This is a genomic window from Pseudomonas sp. R9.37, assembly GCF_963878885.1.
Taxonomy (GTDB): Bacteria; Pseudomonadota; Gammaproteobacteria; order Pseudomonadales; family Pseudomonadaceae; genus Aquipseudomonas.
On sequence record NZ_CAWNZA010000032.1, the window covers coordinates 442,549 to 460,309 of the forward strand.

Here is a 17,761-nt window from a genome sequence, read left to right on the forward strand (position 1 = left end):
CCCGAGGATCTTCATGCAACTTAAGCCAGCTGTTACCGCTCTGGTCACTGCCGTCGCCCTGGCATCGCTGCTCAGCGGATGTAAAAAGGAAGAAGCGGCTCCGCCCGCTCAAACCCCTCAGGTCGGCGTGGTCACCATTCAACCGCAAGCCTTTACCCTGACCTCCGAATTGCCGGGGCGTACCACCGCCTTCCGCATTGCGGAAGTTCGGCCTCAGGTCAACGGCATCATTCTCAAGCGCCTGTTCAAGGAAGGCGCCGACGTGAAGGAAGGGCAACAGCTCTACCAGATCGACCCGTCGGTGTATGACGCGACCCTGAAAAGCGCACAAGCCAGCCTGACCCAGACCAAGTCCATCACCGACCGCTACAAGCAGTTGGTCGATGAGCAAGCCGTCAGCCGCCAGGAATACGACACGGCCGTCGCCAACCGCATGACTGCCGAAGCAAACGTTCAAACCGCCCAGATCAACGTGCGCTACACCAAAGTGTTCGCGCCGATCTCCGGGCGTATTGGCCGTTCTTCGGTCACCGAAGGCGCACTGGTCAGCAATGGCCAGGCCGATGCCATGGCCGTCATCCAGCAACTGGACCCGATCTACGTCGACGTCACGCAGTCTTCGGCTGAAATGCTGAAACTGCGCCGTGACCTGGAAAGCGGCCAGCTGGAAAAAGCCGGCGATAATGCCGCCAAGGTAAAACTGACCCTGGAAGATGGCAGCGCCTATGGCCAGGACGGCAAGTTGGAATTCTCTGAAGTGTCGGTCGACCAGACCACCGGTTCCGTGACCCTGCGCGCCGTGTTCCCGAACCCTGATCACACCCTGCTGCCGGGCATGTTCGTCCACGCCCAGCTGCAAGCCGGTGTGAACAGCAAGGCCATTCTGGCCCCACAGCAAGGCGTGACCCGTGACCTCAAGGGCATCCCGACTGCGCTGATCGTGAACAAGGACAACAAGGTCGAGCAACGTCAGCTGGTCGCCAACCGTACTGCCGGCGCCTACTGGCTGGTGGAAAAAGGCCTGGACGCCGGTGACCGCGTGATCACCGAAGGCCTGCAATTCATCAAGCCGGGCATCGAAGTCAAGGTCAAGGACGCAGACAACGCCAAACCCGCCGGCACTGCCGCAGCGCCTGCTGCCGATGCTGGTAAAGGGGAGTAATCCATGTCGAAATTTTTTATCGACCGTCCCATTTTCGCCTGGGTAATTGCCCTGGTGATCATGCTGGTCGGGGCACTGTCGATCCTGAAGTTGCCCATCAACCAATACCCGGCCATTGCGCCGACCGCCATCGACATCCAGGTGACCTACCCAGGCGCGTCCGCACAAACCGTGCAGGACACCGTGGTGCAGGTCATCGAGCAACAGCTCAACGGTATCGACAACCTGCGTTATGTCGCCTCGGACAGTAACTCCGACGGCAGCATGACCATCACCGCGACGTTCAACCAGGGTACCAACCCGGACATCGCCCAGGTTCAGGTGCAGAACAAGCTGAACCTGGCGACCCCACTGCTGCCGCAAGAAGTGCAGCAGCAGGGTATCCGCGTGACCAAGTCGGTGAAGAACTTCCTGATGGTGATTGGTCTGGTGTCGGAAGACGGCAGCATGACCAAGGACGACTTGTCCAACTACATCGTGTCGAACATCCAGGACCCGATCTCCCGTACCGCCGGTGTGGGTGACTTCCAGGTGTTCGGTTCGCAGTACGCCATGCGTATCTGGCTCGACCCGGCCAAGTTGAACAACTACCAGCTGACGCCGGTGGATGTCAGCAACGCCATTCAGGCGCAGAACGTCCAGGTGGCCACCGGTCAATTGGGCGGCCTGCCTGCCCTGCCCGGCACTCAGCTGAACGCCACCATCATCGGCAAGACACGTCTGCAATCGGCCGAAGAGTTCGGCAAGATCCTGATGAAGGTCAATGCCGACGGCTCGCAAGTTCGCCTGGGTGACGTTGCCCGTATCGAACTGGGTGGCCAGAACTACAGCATCAGCGCGCAGTTCAACGGCAAGCCGGCCTCGGGTATGGCGCTCAAACTGGCCGCCGGTGCCAACGCACTGGACACCGCCAAGGCGATCCGTGCCACGGTTGCGTCCCTGGAACCGTTCTTCCCGCCTGGCATGAAGGCGGTGGTGCCGTATGACACCACGCCGGTTGTGACCGAATCGATTTCCGGTGTGGTTCACACCCTGGTCGAAGCGATCGTGCTGGTGTTCCTGGTGATGTTCCTGTTCCTGCAGAACTTCCGCGCCACCATCATCACCACCATGACCGTACCGGTGGTATTGCTGGGCACCTTCGGGATCCTCGCAGCGTTCGGTTTTACCATCAACACCCTGACCATGTTCGGCATGATCCTGGCCATCGGCTTGCTGGTGGACGACGCCATCGTTGTGGTGGAAAACGTCGAGCGGGTAATGGCCGAGGAACACCTGTCGCCCAAGGAGGCGACGATCAAGTCCATGGGCCAGATCCAGGGCGCCCTGGTCGGTATCGCGCTGGTACTGTCGGCGGTACTGCTGCCAATGGCGTTCTTCGGCGGCTCCACCGGTGTGATCTACCGGCAGTTCTCCATCACGATTGTTTCGGCGATGGCGTTGTCGGTACTGGTTGCGCTGATCTTCACCCCGGCCTTGTGCGCCACCATGCTCAAGCCGATCGATCCGGAAAAGCACGGCCAACCCAAGCGTGGTTTCTTCGGCTGGTTCAACCGCACCTTCGACCGTGGCGTACTGAGCTACGAGCGCGGCGTGGGCAACATGATCAAGCACAAGCTCCCGGCATTCCTGGTGTATGCGCTGATCCTGGCCGGCATGATCTGGATGTTCACCCGCATTCCAAGCGCGTTCCTGCCCGACGAAGACCAGGGTGTGATCTTTGCCCAGGTGCAGACGCCGGTTGGCTCTTCGGCCGAACGCACGCAAAAAGTCATCGACGATATGCGCGCCTACTTGCTCAACAACAAGGAAGGCGAGCCAGGCGAAGGCAAAGGCGTTCAATCGGTGTTCACCGTGAACGGCTTCAACTTTGCCGGTCGTGGCCAGAGCTCTGGCCTGGCGTTCGTCATGCTCAAGTCGTGGGACGAGCGTGACTCATCCACGTCGGTGTTCGAGATTGCCAAGCGCGCCCAAGGCTACTTCTCGCAGACGTTCAAGGACGCCATGGTGTATGCCGTCGTTCCACCGTCTGTACTGGAGCTGGGTAACGCCACCGGTTTCGACGTGTTCCTGCAAGACCAGGGCGGCGTTGGCCACCAGAAGCTGATGGATGCGCGCAACCAGTTCCTGGGTGCGGCGGCACAAAGCAAGATCCTGGCGGGCGTGCGCCCCAACGGCGTGAACGACGAGCCGCAGTACGAGCTGTCGGTCGACGACGAAAAAGCCAGCGCCCAAGGCATCAGCCTGTCGGACATCCAGCAGACCCTGGCCATTGCCCTGGGGGGTAGCTACATCAACGACTTCATCGACCGTGGTCGTGTGAAGAAAGTGTATGTGCAGGGTGACGCGGCCAGCCGCATGTCTCCGGAAGACCTGGATAAGTGGTACGTGCGCAGCACCTCCGGGAAGATGGTGCCACTGTCGGCCATCTCGTCGGGCAAGTGGATCTACGGTTCGCCGAAGCTCTCGCGCTACAACGGTGTAGCGGCAATGGAAATCCTCGGGACTCCAGCGCCTGGCTACAGTACCGGTGACGCGATGGCGGAAGTCGAGCGCATCGCCAAGGATCTGCCGTCCGGTATCGGTTACTCGTGGACCGGCCTGTCGTATGAAGAACGTCTGTCCGGCTCCCAGGCACCTGCGCTGTACGCCCTGTCGCTGCTGGTGGTGTTCCTCTGTCTGGCAGCGCTGTACGAAAGCTGGTCGATTCCAATCGCGGTGATCCTGGTGGTGCCACTGGGTGTGATCGGTGCATTGATCGCCACCAGTCTGCGCGGCCTGTCCAACGACGTGTTCTTCCAGGTGGGCTTGCTGGTGACGGTGGGTCTGGCAGCGAAAAACGCCATCCTGATCGTGGAATTCGCCAAAGAGCTTCACGAGCAGGGCAAAGGTATTGTCGAGTCGGCCATCGAAGCCTCTCGTATGCGTCTGCGCCCGATCATCATGACGTCCATGGCGTTCATGCTCGGCGTATTGCCGCTGGCCATCTCCTCGGGCGCAGGCTCAGGCAGCCAGCACGCGATCGGTACCGGCGTAATTGGCGGTATGATCACCGCCACCGTCCTGGCGATCTTCTGGGTGCCACTGTTCTTTGCAACCGTGTCGTCTGCTGGCGAGCGCAACAAAAAGAAGGACACTACTGAAACTCCTAAAGAGGCTGGCCAATGAGCAAGTCGCTACTTTCCCTAGCTGTCACGGCATTCGTGCTCAGTGGCTGCTCGCTGATACCTGACTACCAGCGCCCTGAAGCGCCGGTCGCAGCGCAGTACCCGCAGGGGCCGGCGTATTCGTCGGCCCAGGCGCCGGGCCAGGCCGCTGCCGAGCAGGGCTGGAAGCAGTTTTTCCATGACCCGGCCCTGCAGCAGCTGATCCAGACCGCGCTGGTCAACAACCGTGACCTGCGTGTCGCGGCCCTGAACATCGATGCCTATGCGGCGCAGTACCAGATCCAGCGCGCCGACCTGTTCCCGGCCATCTCGGCCACTGGCAGCGGCAGCCGCACACGCACCCCGGCCAAGTTGTCGCAGACCGGCGAAGCGGGCATCACCAGCCAGTACTCGGCAGGCCTCGGCATCAGCTCGTATGAACTGGACCTGTTCGGTCGCGTGCGCAGCCTCAGCGAAGAAGCACTGCAGAAGTACTTCGCCACTGAAGAAGCGCGGCGCAGCACCCAGATCAGCCTGGTGGCCAATGTGGCCAACGCCTACCTGACCTGGCAGGCCGACAAGGAACTGCTCAAGCTGACCCAGGACACCCTCGGTGCCTTCGAGCAGAGCTACAAGCTGACCTCGCGCAGCAACGAAGTCGGCGTGGCCTCGGCCCTCGACCTCAGCCAGGCGCGCACCTCGGTGGAAAACGCGCGTGTGCAACTGGCGCGCTATACACGCCAGGTGGCCCAGGACGAAAACAGCCTGACCCTGCTGCTCGGCACCGGTCTGCCGGCCAATATCGCCAGCAAGCCGCTGTCGGATGACCTGCTCAGCGAAGTGCCAGCCGGGTTGCCATCGGACCTGCTGCAACGTCGTCCCGACATTGTGCAGGCCGAGTACAACCTCAAGGCCGCCAACGCCAACATCGGCGCAGCGCGTGCAGCGTTCTTCCCGAGCATCAGCCTCACCGCCAGTGCCGGTACTGCCAGCCCAACTTTGGGCGGCCTGTTCAAAGGCGGTTCGGGCACCTGGTCGTTTGCGCCGCAGATCAACATCCCGATCTTCAACGCCGGTAGCCTGCGCGCAAGCCTGGACTACTCGAAGATCCAGAAAGAGATCAACGTGGCCAACTACGAGAAGGCCGTCCAGACCGGCTTCCAGGAAGTCTCCGACGGCCTCGCCGCGCGCGCGACTTACAAGCAGCAACTGGACGCCCAGCGTGGCTTCGTCGCGGCCAACCAGGATTACTACCGCCTGGCCGAGCGTCGCTACCGCATTGGTGTCGACAGCAACCTGACGTTCCTCGACGCCCAGCGCCAACTGTTCAGTGCCCAGCAATCGCTGATCACCGACCGTCTGGCGCAGCTCAACAGCGAGGTCAACCTGTACAAGGCCCTCGGTGGTGGCTGGAACGAGCAGACCGCGAAGAACGAGCCTGTGAAAGAAGAAGCACCGGCACTGAAGTTGTTCTAATCGTGCTGCTGTAAATAAAACCGCTTCCCTTACCGGAAGCGGTTTTTTTTGCCGCTTCATTAAGCACCGTGAATCAAAGGTGGGAGCTGGCTTGCCTGCGATAGCGGTGTGTCAGCCACACCTGTACTGACTGACCCGCCGCTATCGCAGGCAAGCCAGCTCCCACAGAAAAGCAAAACAGAAGCGGTGTGCCAGTCGACCTAAAGGGGGAGCTGAACTCGGTTAAATTGTGGGAGCGGGCTTGCTCGCGAAGGCGGTGGGTCAGTTAAAAATGAGCTGACTGACACACCGCATTCGCGAGCAAGCCCGCTCCCACATTTGGACCTCATCACCTCAGGAGGTCCTCTACTGCTTTGTTTTTGCTGTGCTTTTACCTCTGCCAACTCAAGCCCACTGTACTGTGCTTTTTATTTTGATCTGGCAGGCCCCGCGCATTCCCGACCCCACACGGCGACCCGCATCAAGTCTCGCACCTTGCTTTCTGCGGAACCTTTCAGGGTAAAATTGGTTACAGATTCTTACAGACCACAAAGGGAGCTTGTCGTAATGATCGTAGGAATCGACCTGGGCACAACCAACAGCCTGGCCGCTGTCTGGCGCGGTGACGCTGCCGAAATGGTGCCCAATGCCCTTGGCCAGTTGCTGACCCCGAGTGTGGTCGGCCTGGATGACCAAGGCCGCATCCTGGTGGGCCAAGCCGCCAAGGAACGCCTGCACACCCACCCGCACCTGACCACCTCGCTGTTCAAGCGCTACATGGGCAGTGCCACCGAAGTGCGCCTGGGCGACCGTTCGTTCCGCCCCGAAGAACTCTCGGCGCTGGTGCTCAAAAGCCTGAAAGAAGACATCGAGCGCACCTACGGCCAAAGCGTCACTGAAGCCGTGATCAGCGTGCCCGCCTACTTCAGCGACGGCCAGCGCAAGGCCACGCGCATCGCCGGTGAACTGGCCGGGCTCAACGTTGAAAAACTCATCAACGAACCCACCGCCGCGGCCCTGGCTTACGGCCTGCACCAGCGTGACAAGGAAACCTCGTTCCTGGTGTTCGACCTCGGCGGCGGCACCTTCGACGTGTCGATCATCGAGCTGTTCGACGGCGTGATGGAAGTGCGCGCCAGCGCCGGCGACAACTTCCTGGGCGGCGAAGATTTCGACACCTTATTGCTCGAACACTTTGTCGACAGCCAGCGCAACGCCCAGGGCTTCCCGCCCACCAGCACCGTGCTGCAAGCCCTGCGCCGCGAAGCCGAGCGCGTGCGCAAAGCCTTGGGCCAGGACGACAGCGCCGAGTTCGCCCTGCGCGTTGACGGCCAGCAATGGGTCACAACCATCACCCAGGCTGAACTCGCCAAGCTCTACACGCCCTTGCTGGAACGCCTGCGCGCGCCGATTGAGCGCGCCCTGCGTGACGCACGGATTCGGGTCGGCGATCTGGATGAAATCCTGCTGGTCGGCGGCACCACGCGCATGCCGCTGGTGCGCAAACTGGCCGCCGGCTTGTTCGGACGCTTCCCGTCCATCAGCCTCGATCCGGACCAGGTGGTCGCTCACGGCGCGGCGATTCAGGCAGCGCTCAAGGCCCGTTCGGCAGCGCTGGAAGAGATTGTGCTGACCGACGTCTGCCCCTACACCCTGGGCATCGAAACCTCGAACCAATATGGCGGCCATATCGAAAGCGGGCATTACCTGCCGCTGATCGAGCGCAACAGCAGCGTGCCGGTCAGCCGGGTCAAGAGTGTGGTCACCCTCCACGACGACCAGAGCCGCGTGCTGTTGAAAATCTACCAGGGCGAAAGCCGTCTGGTGAAAGACAACATCGAACTGGGCCAGCTGGAAATTCCCGTGCCCAAGCGCAAGGCCGGCGAGGTCTCGCTGGACGTGCGCTTCACCTACGACAACAACGGCTTGCTCGAAGCCCAGGTGAACATCCCGCTGACCGGCGAGCAGCACTCACTGGTGATCGAGAACAACCCGGGCGTGCTCAGCCCGCCGGAGATCCAGCAACGCCTGCAAGCCCTGGCGCTGTTGAAGATTCACCCGCGCGACCAGCAGGTCAATACCGTGCTGACCGCCCGCCTCGAACGGCTCTACCAGGAAAACCTCGGCGAGTTGCGCGAGCAGCTCGGGCACTGGGCCGCGCAGTTCCAGCAAGTGCTCGACACCCAGGACGAACGCCGCATCCGTGAAGCCCGCAGCGAACTCACCCGTCAACTAGAGCAACTCGACAACGGGTTCTGGCGCTGAGGGAGAACGACATGGACTGTTGGGCAGTGTTGCAACTGGCGGACGACGCCGACGAGCGCACCATCAAGCGCACTTACGCGCGGATGCTGAAAAGCTGCCGCCCGGACGATGACGCCGAGGGTTTCCAGCGCCTGCGCGAAGCCTATGAACAAGCGCTGCATATCGCGCGCTGGCGGGCCGAGCATGAGGTCGAAGTCATCGATGCACCCGTGGCCGAACTGGCCGACGGCAACCCGCATGAATACGCGGAGTTTGACGATACTCGCCCCGTCAGCCCTGCCCTGTTCGACCTGCCGCCCGAGCAGACGCGCGCGCAAGCGCTGATCAACGGGCTGGGCGCTCACACCCTCGATGAGCGCTGGGAACAGGCCCAGCATCAACTCTGCGCCGATGCGTTCCAGGCAGCTCTGCTGCGCCACTGTTTCGATGCCCCCGGTGAGCGTGCGGCAATTGCCGCCTGGGCGGTGCAGCACTTGGAATGGCTGACGCCCTGGCAGCGTGTGGCGATGAGCCCCTGGCAACATGAGGCGCTAAGCGGCGAACTGCTGCAGGCTTATCGCCAGGCGCTGCAGGAACAGCTGGAGCAAAAGGCCGAGCGCGAGTTCATCAACCAGCTCAAAACCTACAACCAGCAACCCTGGCTGCGCGTGTTCGACCTGCAACAACAATGGCAGCGCATCGTCCTGCAATTGCTCCACGACACCACGTGGAGCGTGCCGTTGTTTGAGCGCGTCTGCCAGGTCTTTGGCTGGGATGACCAGAAAGGCATGCACCCCGAGCCCGAGTGGATGTGGCGGGGCCTGGTTGAACGCTGCGAGCAGGAGAGTTTCTACGACACCCTGCTGGAAAAAGCCCAAAACGGCCCGCGCAACGCACCCGACACCTTGCCCGCACGCGTGCTGCTGACGCGGATGCCGACCGCCGAACAGCACCGTTTGATGTCCCAGTTTGGGGATGACCAGTGGAACGCGTGCCAGCAACTGTCGCAAAAGTTTGCCTGGCGCTACCCGTCGTTACTGGAACGCCTGCCGCAACCCGATGTATTTTTTTGGCGAAAATTTTTGCCGCGCCCGGTCTCCGAACAAACCTGGGGCAGAGTGTGGGGCGGGCTGGCCATTGCTACGTGCGTGGCCTCCATTCACCTGAAAAAAGGGCCGGTGCCGCTCGAACTCTTCATGTTCATGTTGATGACCTTCCTGCCGACCGTCGTCGCCATGCGCCTCACTCAAGGCTGGGCCGCCATCACCTCGCGTTTGCTCGTTGCCGACTTATGGCTGAGCGAGAGGCTGTTGCCCCAACGCTTCAACCCCCGCCAATACTGGTTGGTACTGCGCCACGGTATTCCGCAAGTGGGGATGCTGTTGATGTTCGGCTTTTTGCTCGGGCTGATGGGCATAGTGACGTACCTGGGCATGGTCCTGATCCACTTGTTCAGCCACCGGCGCATGGGCTCGGTCGACGAATCCTTCAATGCCAAATGGCCGTGGATCAGCGGCTTGCATTGGAGTTACTGGAGCCCCTGGCAACTGGTGTTCCTGGTGGTCATGGTGGTACTGGCGCTCGCGTGCCAGCTATACCTGCCAGCCTTCCCCTTGACCCGCCTGGTTGAATCTCGACTGTAACCGTCACAAGGGCGGGCAGCCCATGCAGGGATGCCCGTCAACTTGCGTTCGATCATCGCCCACAACCCGCCCTGCCCCACTTTCATCGCGCCCATACCGCCCCGCACCATGGCCGGCACCTGCATAACCCCAATAACAACAGGTCCAACACCATGAGCACTTTCCAACCGCGCCAGCTGTGGCTGGCGACCGCTGTCGCCAGTCTTGCCCTCCCCGTCGTCGCTGAAGAACACGGCTTTCTCGAAGACGCCAGCGCCAACCTCAACCTGCGCAATTTCTTCTTCAACCGCAATTACACCAACCCAACCAAAGCCCAGGGCGGCGCGCAGGAATGGACGCAAAGTTTCATTCTCGACGCCCGCTCCGGCTTCACCCAGGGCACGTTGGGTTTCGGCGTGGATGTGCTGGGCCTGTACTCACAAAAGCTCGATGGCGGGCGCGGCACCGGTGGCACCCAGCTGTTGCCGCTGGACCACGACGGCCGCCCGGCCGATAACTTCGGGCGCCTGGGAGTGGCGTTCAAAGCGCGGCTTTCCAAGACCGAATTGAAGGTCGGCGAGTGGATGCCGGTGCTGCCGATCCTGCGCTCCGACGATGGCCGTTCACTGCCGCAAACCCTGCGCGGCGGGCAGATCACCTCCAGGGAAATCGACGGCCTTACGCTTTACGGCGGTCAGTTCCGCGCCAACAGCCCACGCGATGACAGCAGCATGACGGACATGTCGATGTTCGGTAAAACCGCCTTCACCTCCGACCGCTTCAACTTCCAGGGCGGCGAATATGCGTTCAACGACAAACGCACCCAAATCGGTGTGTGGAATGCCCAGCTCAAGGACATCTACCGCCAGCAGTACGTCAACCTGATCCGCAGCCAGCCCGTGGGTGACTGGACCCTGGGCGCCAACCTCGGGTTCTTCTACGGCAAGGACGACGGCAGCGCCCGCGCCGGTGACCTGGACAACAAGACCTGGTCCGGCCTGTTTTCCGCGCGTCACGGCGGCAACACCTTCTACGTCGGCCTGCAAAAACTCACCGGCAACAGCGCGTGGATGCGCGTCAACGGTACCAGCGGCGGCACCCTGGCCAACGACAGCTATAACGCCAGCTACGACAACGCCCAGGAAAAGTCCTGGCAGGTGCGCCACGATTTCAACTTTGTCGTCCTCGGCCTGCCGGGCATGACCCTGATGAACCGCTATATCAGCGGCAGCAACGTGCACACAGGCGCCATCACCGACGGCAAGGAGTGGGGCCGTGAGAGCGAACTGGGCTACACCGTGCAAAGCGGCGCCCTCAAGGATTTGAACGTGCGTTGGCGCAACTCCAGCATGCGCCGCGACTACAGCAACAATGAGTTCGACGAGAACCGCTTGATCGTCAGTTACCCGATCAGCCTGCTGTAGGCGTTTGTCAGGGCGAATGGCAGCCGCGCCTTGATTGATCGCGGCTGTTTTTCAGCAAGTTGCCTCAATGGGAGCGGGAACGTTCACCGCCACTACCTCCACTGACCGCCACCGGCGCCTGCGCAACTCACGCGGGCGCCGCAATGGCGGCGAAGACCCGGCCCCCTTACGCGTGAAGACAGCCCGCCCCTTCAAGACAGGCGGCACGATTTACCGCTGCTGGCAGCCGCGCTCATGCTGTATCGTGCACGCGCCCATCACCCGGCATAGGGACTCAACGACACGGATGACCAGCTCTGAACCCAGGCCGCCATGAAATACCTGATTGTCATTCTGTCGATTCTGCTCAGCGGCTGCATCGGCGCGCCTATCGCGCTGACGCCGCAGACCGAGCAGCGCCTGCAAGCCCAGGCGCCGATCCGCTTCCTGCTGACCTTTGATGACGGCCCCAGCGCCTCGGGCTACAACAACCCCAGCCGCTCGGTGGTGGCTGACCTGGCGAATAACCCGGTGTTGCCGGGCATCAAGGCGGTGTTCTTCCTGCAGACCGAAGCCTCCCGCTCAGGCGGCAGCCCGCGGGGCCGCAAGACCATGGTGCGTGAGTACGCGGCGGGCCACGTGCTGGCCTTCCACACCGCCACCGGGTTTCACACCAACCACCGCTGGTTGAGCGACGCCGAGCTTGAAAGCACCCTCAGCCAGGGCGCGGCCGATATCGCCGCCATCACCGGCGCCTCACCCGCGCTGGTACGTCCGCCCTTCTGGAACTACGACAAGCGCACCTTCGCCGCCTACCAGCGCCACGGCATGCACGTATTGCTGACCGACCTGAGTGCCAATGACGGCAAGATCTGGGGCTTCAACGGCAGCCCACGGCGCCGAGCGAATTTGTATCGGCAGCTGTCGGTGGTGCGCGAGCGTATCGCGCTGGGCGAGTTACCGACAGTGGACGGCGTGATACCGGTGGTCGTGACCTTCCATGACATCAACCGCTACACCGCGCGGCACCTGCAGGAGTACCTGCAGATCCTGATGGACAGCGCTCGAATCAACGGCATGAAGACTGCGGCCGAACCGTTCTACACCGACCGCGCCACGCTGGAACGCGCGGCGCTGGCGCGCACGGTCAAGGATGTGAATGAAGGGGTGCACCTGCCGGGTGTGTGGAACTGGATATGGGATGCGGATTCCCACTGAAATCAATGTGGGAGCGGGCTTGCTCGCGAATGCGGTGGGTCAGTCCATTTATCTTTAACTGATCTACAGCATTCGCGAGCAAGCCCGCTCCCACCTTTTTGACCGTGTTGCAAATCAGTCCTGGCGCGATTCCACGCCGAGTTCATCCCATACCGACTCGGCGAGATGGAAGGTCGCATTCGCCGCCGGAATCCCACAATAGATCGCGCTCTGCATCAGCACTTCCTTGATCTCGGCGCGGGTCACGCCGTTGCTGGCAGCGGCGCGCAGGTGCAGTTTCAATTCTTCACTGCGGTTCATGCCGATCAGCATGGCGATGGTGATCAGGCTGCGGGTGTGCCGCGGCAGGCCGGGGCGGGTCCAGATATCACCCCAGGCGTGGCGGGTGATCATTTCCTGGAACTCGCTGTTGAATTCGGTCAGGGCATTCAGGCTACGGTCGACATGTGCGTCGCCCAACACTTCGCGGCGCACCTGCAGGCCGTCGGCGTAACGGTGTTTCTCGTCCACAAAAAAGCTCCTGGTTCAATTGGATCTGGGCTCGATCACCGGTGGCGGCGGCAAGCGCTCGTCACCCGGTTTATTCAGCCAGCAAGAACGTCAGCACCCGGTGACTGAAATCAGCCCCGGCCTGGACGTTGGACAGGTGGGCCGCATAGAACTCGGCGTACTCGGCGCCCTTCACGTGGTGCTGGATAAAGTGGCCACCGGCCGGCGGTGTCACCGCGTCCTCGGTCCCGGCAATCACCAGGGTCGGCACTTTGATCGATGCCAACTGTTCGCGAAAATCCGCATCGCGCACGGCGGCGCAATTGGCGGCGTAACCCTCGGGCGACGTGGCGGCGAGCATGTCGGTAATCTGCCTGGCCTGGTGCGGGTTGGCGGCGGCGAAATCGGCGGTGAACCAGCGGGCGATAGACGCGTCACGCAGCGCCACCATGGCGGCCGGGCCATCGCGCAGAACCATCTCGATACGCGGGTTCCACACATCCGGCGTGCCGATCTTGGCCGCGGTGTTACACACCACCAGCCGCTGCAAACGGTCTCCGGCATGGATGCCCAGCCATTGACCGATCAGGCCGCCCATGGACAGCCCGCAAAAATGCGCACGCTGGATCTGCAGCGCATCCAACAGCGCGATCACGTCGTGGCCCAGTTGCTCAATGCTGTACGGCCCCTCGGTGACCAAGGACTTGCCGTGGCCACGGGTGTCGAAACGCACCACGCGAAAATGCTCGGTGAAGGCCGGAATCTGGATGTCCCACATATGCAGGTCGGTGCCCAGGGAGTTGGACAGCACCAGCACCGGCGCGTCGAGCGGGCCGTCCAGTTGGTAATGCAGTTCGCCCTCGGCGAGTTGTACAAATGGCACAGCGGTCTCCTTACACGGTCAAGGCAAAATGATCGGTCACCGCGCGGGTGACCCACGTGTGCGCCTGGCCAAGGTAGTGGGCCGGGTCGAGCAGGCGGTCCAGTTCAGCGGCTGACAACTCGGCGGTAACCTGCGGTTCGTCCGCCAGCACTGCACGCAGATGGCGCCCGTCGGCAACGGCGCGTTTGCAGCATTGCTCCAGCAGATGGTGCGCGGTTTCCCGGCCCAGGCGTTGGGCAAGCACGCTGCTGACGGCTTCGGCCAGCACCAGGCCCTGGGTCAACTCAAGATTGCGCGCCATGCGCTCAGGGTCGACCTCCAGCCCGTCGGCCACCAGCAGCGCCTGCTTCAGTGCGCCGGACACCAACCGGCAAATGTCCGGCAGGGTTTCCCATTCGGCATGCCACAAGCCAAGGCTGCGCTCGTGTTCCTGAGGCATGGCGCTCAACATCGTCGCCACCAGGCCCGGCACGCGGGTCGCGGTGCTGATGAGTACGGCGGCGCCCACCGGGTTGCGCTTGTGCGGCATGGTCGATGAACCACCTTTGCCGGGCGCCGAGGGTTCGAACACTTCCGCCGCTTCGGTCTGCATCAACAGGCTGATATCACGCCCCATTTTGCCCAGGCTGCCGGCGATCAGGCCAAGCACACTGGCGAACTCCACCAGCCGGTCACGGTGGGTGTGCCAGGGTTGCTCGGGTAAATTCAATTGCAACTGCGCAGCCAAGGCTTCGGCCACCGGCATTGCCTGCTCACCCAGCGCCGCCAGCGTGCCGGACGCGCCGCCAAACTGCAGCACCAGCAGGCGCGGTTTGAGCTCGGCAAGACGCTGACGACTGCGCGTCACCGCCCCCAGCCAACCGGCGATTTTCATGCCCAGGGTCACCGGTGTCGCATGCTGCAACCAGGTGCGCCCGGCCAATGGCACGCGCGCATAACGCTGGGCCTGCACGGCAAGGGTCTCGCCCAATTGCGCCAGGTCAGTGTCGATCAACGCCAGCGCGCGCCGCAGTTGCAGGACCAGGCCGGTGTCCATCACATCCTGGCTGGTCGCGCCCAGATGCACATAACGTTCGGCGCCGGCGTCTTCACTGGCGACCAATGTGCCCAGCGCTTTCACCAACGGAATCGCCGAATTGCCCGCCGTGGCAATCGCCACGCCGAGCGCATCCACATCGTACAAAGACGCCAGGCACGCCTGGGCAATCGGCGCGACGGCGGCCTGGGGAATCAACCCGACCTGGGCCTCGGCGCGGGCCAGCGCGGCTTCAAAATCCAGCATGCCCTGCAAACGCCCCTGGTCGCAGAACACATCGGCCATGCTGTCAGCGCTGAAGTAAGCGTCGAACAGTTGATTGCTCGTGCGCAGTGTCATAACTCTTCCTTACAGATCGTGGTACAGATACGCCGCCTGCTTGGGCAGGCGCAGGCTGAACAGGAAAGCAATCGCCATCATCACGGTGACGTACCAATAAAAGCCGTTCTCCATGCCCATGGATTTCAGGCCCAGCGCGACCACTTCTGCCGAGCCGCCGAAAATCGCGTTGGCCACCGCGTACGCCAGACCCACACCCAATGCACGTACCTGGGGCGGGAACATTTCGGCTTTGACCAGGCCGCTGATGGAGGTATAGAAGCTGACAATCGCCAGGGCCAGGGTGATCAGCACAAAGGCCAGGAACGGGCTGCTGACGGTTTTCAGGGTCAGCAGGATCGGCACGGTACACAGCGTGCCCAGGGCGCCGAACCACAGCATGGAATTGCGTCGGCCGATCTTGTCCGCCAGCATCCCGAACAGCGGCTGCATGCACATGTAGAGAAACAGCGCGCCGGTCATGATGTAACTGGCGGTCTTGGCATGCATCCCGGCCGTGTTCACCAGGTACTTCTGCATGTACGTGGTGAACGTGTAGAAAATCAGCGAGCCGCCGGCGGTGTAGCCCAGCACCGTGATAAAGGCCGCGGTGTGATTGCGCAGCAGCGCGGTGATGCTGCCGGCGTCCTTGTGTTCGCGCATTTCCTTGGTGGTGGTCTCTTTCAAGGTACGGCGCAGCAGCAAAGAGATGAGCGCCGCGACGGCACCGACCACAAACGGAATCCGCCAGCCCCAGGCGCGCAGTTCGTCTTCACTGAGAAATTGCTGCAGGATCACCACCACCAGTACCGCGAGCAATTGCCCGCCGATCAAGGTCACGTACTGAAACGAGGCAAAGAACCCGCGCTGGCCCTTGAGGGCGACCTCACTCATGTAGGTGGCGGTGGTGCCGTACTCGCCGCCCACCGATAAGCCTTGAAACAGGCGGGCCACCAACAACAGGATCGGCGCCCAGATGCCGATGTCTTTGTAGGTCGGCAAAAACGCAATAACCAGCGAGCCGGCGCACATCATCAGCACCGCGATCATCATCGAATTCTTGCGGCCGTGCTTGTCGGCCAGACTGCCGAACACCCAACTGCCAATAGGGCGCATCAAGAAGCCGGCAGCGAACACACCGGCGGTGCTGAGCAGTTGTACGGTGGGGCTCTCCGACGGAAAAAATGCCGGGGCGAAATAGATGGCGCAGAAGGCATAAACGTAGAAGTCGAACCATTCGACAAGGTTGCCGGACGAGGCCCCGACAATTGCAAAAATCCGTTTGCTGCGCTCTTCTCCGGTGTAGTGAATCGTTTTTGTTGTCATGTTTTTTTCACTCAGTGGGAACGGTTATAGCCTAGACATACTTTGCAACAACCATGTTCCGCAAGCAGACTTTTGGATACTTGTCGCCAGCAAGGGCCTCATCGCGGGCAGGCCCGCTCCCACATTTTGATTGGGGACACCTTCAAATGTGGGAGCAGGCTTGCCTGCGACAGGTTTTAAACCATCTCAGTAATCGAAGAACACCGTTTCCTTGTCTGTGCCCTGCAAAATCACATTCCACTGATACACACCGCCCGCATCCGCCTTGGCAATCAGGGTGCCGCGACGCTCAGCCGGCACACACGCCAGCAACGGGTCATCGCCATTCAACGCTTCACCGTCAAAATAAATCCGTGTCAGCAAGTGCTTCACCAGCCCACGCGCAAATACCAGCACCACCAGGTGCGGCGCCTGGGTCGTACCCGCAAGCCCCGGCACGCTGCCCGGCTTGATCGTGGTAAAGCGAAAGCGCCCTTGGGCATCCACCGGCACTCGGCCAAAGCCTTCGAAGTTGCGATCGACGGCTTTGGCCTGTTCATCTTCCGGGTGATCGTATTTGCCCGCAGCATTGGCCTGCCAGACTTCAAGCATGGCGTCGTTGACGACATCACCGTTGCCGTCCACCACTTGCCCACTGATCGCCACGCGTTCGCCAAGGGTGGCCGGCACGGTCAGGTCTTCGCGGTTCAGCCAGGTCAGGCCAATGTGGTAATACGGCCCGACGGTGTGGGACGTGGTCGCGTATAGGCTCATCTCATTTCTCCATCGGCGTGGCGTCGCGGCCGCGCAGGACGATGTCCCAGCGGTAGCCGAGGGCATAGGAAGGAATGGTTTTTTCCAGGTCGAAGCTGGCGATCAAGCGCTGCTTGGCCGAGATGTCCGGCACGCAGTTGTAGATCGGGTCGTATTCCAGCAGCGGGTCACCGGGGAAGTACATCTGCGTGACCAAGCGCGTCAGCACGCTGGGGCCAAACAGCGAAAAATGGATGTGCGCCGGGCGCCACGCGTTGTGGTGGTTGCCCCACGGGTAGGCGCCGGGCTTGATGGTCTGGAACTGGTACCAGCCCTGCGCGTCGGTGACGGTGCGGCCGGTGCCGGTGAAGTTCGGGTCCAGTGGCGCGTCATGCAGGTCACGCTTGTGGTTGTAGCGACCGGCGGCGTTGGCTTGCCAGATCTCCACCAGAATACCCGGCACCGGCAGGCCGTTTTCATCCAGCACGCGGCCATGAATGATGATGCGCTCGCCCTGAGGCTCGCCCTCGTGCTGGGCAGTCAGGTCGTTGTCCTTCTCATTGACGCGTTCGGCGCCGATGCTCGGGCCGGTGATCTCCGACAAGGAATGCGGCAGAAACACCAACGGCTGAGACGGCGAACGCAAGTTCGTCGACTGGTAGGCCGGGTGCAGATAATCGGGTTGAGTGCCCGCTTGCGGGCGCCGGTATCCGGGCTTGTCACTCAT

13 protein-coding genes are annotated in these 17,761 nt (G+C 61.9%); 7 read left to right on the plus strand and 6 right to left on the minus strand.

The window, feature by feature from the left end; translation table 11 throughout:
• Positions 1-13 precede the first annotated feature (13 nt).
• The 7 genes from AACU78_RS17905 (at position 14) to AACU78_RS17935 (ending at position 12,250) form a co-directional block, all read left to right on the plus strand.
• The gene (locus tag AACU78_RS17905) at positions 14-1,162 is read left to right on the plus strand and encodes an efflux RND transporter periplasmic adaptor subunit (RefSeq protein ID WP_106577074.1); all 1,149 of its coding nucleotides are present in this window, start codon (positions 14-16) and stop codon (positions 1,160-1,162) included.
• A 3-nt stretch (positions 1,163-1,165) separates the two neighbouring features.
• Complete coding sequence (locus AACU78_RS17910; protein WP_106577075.1) at positions 1,166-4,330, plus strand: efflux RND transporter permease subunit; 3,165 nt, start codon at positions 1,166-1,168, stop codon at positions 4,328-4,330.
• Positions 4,327-5,784, plus strand: a complete 1,458-nt coding sequence (gene adeC / locus AACU78_RS17915; protein WP_106577076.1) for an AdeC/AdeK/OprM family multidrug efflux complex outer membrane factor — start codon at positions 4,327-4,329, stop codon at positions 5,782-5,784. Before AACU78_RS17910 ends, adeC begins: the two co-directional genes overlap by 4 nt.
• A gap of 546 nt (positions 5,785-6,330) precedes the next feature.
• A complete protein-coding gene (locus tag AACU78_RS17920) occupies positions 6,331-8,028 on the plus strand; it encodes a molecular chaperone HscC (protein WP_106577077.1) in 1,698 nt (565 codons plus the stop codon).
• An 11-nt stretch (positions 8,029-8,039) separates the two neighbouring features.
• Positions 8,040-9,650: a J domain-containing protein gene (locus AACU78_RS17925; protein ID WP_106577078.1), complete on the plus strand. Its 1,611-nt coding sequence runs from the start codon at positions 8,040-8,042 to the stop codon at positions 9,648-9,650.
• A 152-nt stretch (positions 9,651-9,802) separates the two neighbouring features.
• Positions 9,803-11,053, plus strand: coding sequence for an OprD family porin (locus AACU78_RS17930; protein WP_106577079.1), 1,251 nt, complete (start codon positions 9,803-9,805; stop codon positions 11,051-11,053).
• Between the two features lie 312 nt (positions 11,054-11,365).
• Positions 11,366-12,250 carry a polysaccharide deacetylase family protein gene (locus AACU78_RS17935; RefSeq protein ID WP_106577080.1) on the plus strand — a complete coding sequence of 295 codons (885 nt, stop codon included), beginning with the start codon at positions 11,366-11,368 and terminating at the stop codon, positions 12,248-12,250.
• A 114-nt stretch (positions 12,251-12,364) separates the two neighbouring features.
• On the opposite strand, the gene pcaC is transcribed toward AACU78_RS17935, so the two are convergent.
• The 6 genes from pcaC to pcaH all read right to left on the minus strand — a co-directional run bounded on the left by pcaC (position 12,365) and on the right by pcaH (position 17,761).
• Complete coding sequence (gene pcaC / locus AACU78_RS17940; RefSeq protein WP_106577081.1) at positions 12,365-12,760, minus strand: 4-carboxymuconolactone decarboxylase; 396 nt, start codon at positions 12,758-12,760, stop codon at positions 12,365-12,367.
• 70 nt (positions 12,761-12,830) lie between these two features.
• A complete protein-coding gene (gene pcaD / locus AACU78_RS17945) occupies positions 12,831-13,622 on the minus strand; it encodes a 3-oxoadipate enol-lactonase (RefSeq protein ID WP_106577082.1) in 792 nt (263 codons plus the stop codon).
• Between the two features lie 10 nt (positions 13,623-13,632).
• Positions 13,633-14,997 carry a 3-carboxy-cis,cis-muconate cycloisomerase gene (locus tag AACU78_RS17950; RefSeq protein WP_106577083.1) on the minus strand — a complete coding sequence of 455 codons (1,365 nt, stop codon included), beginning with the start codon at positions 14,995-14,997 and terminating at the stop codon, positions 13,633-13,635.
• 9 nt (positions 14,998-15,006) lie between these two features.
• Positions 15,007-16,302: an MFS family transporter gene (locus tag AACU78_RS17955; RefSeq protein WP_106577084.1), complete on the minus strand. Its 1,296-nt coding sequence runs from the start codon at positions 16,300-16,302 to the stop codon at positions 15,007-15,009.
• Between the two features lie 186 nt (positions 16,303-16,488).
• A complete protein-coding gene (gene pcaG / locus AACU78_RS17960) occupies positions 16,489-17,055 on the minus strand; it encodes a protocatechuate 3,4-dioxygenase subunit alpha (protein WP_106577085.1) in 567 nt (188 codons plus the stop codon).
• A 1-nt stretch (position 17,056) separates the two neighbouring features.
• A complete protein-coding gene (gene pcaH / locus AACU78_RS17965; protein ID WP_106577086.1) occupies positions 17,057-17,761 on the minus strand; it encodes a protocatechuate 3,4-dioxygenase subunit beta in 705 nt (234 codons plus the stop codon).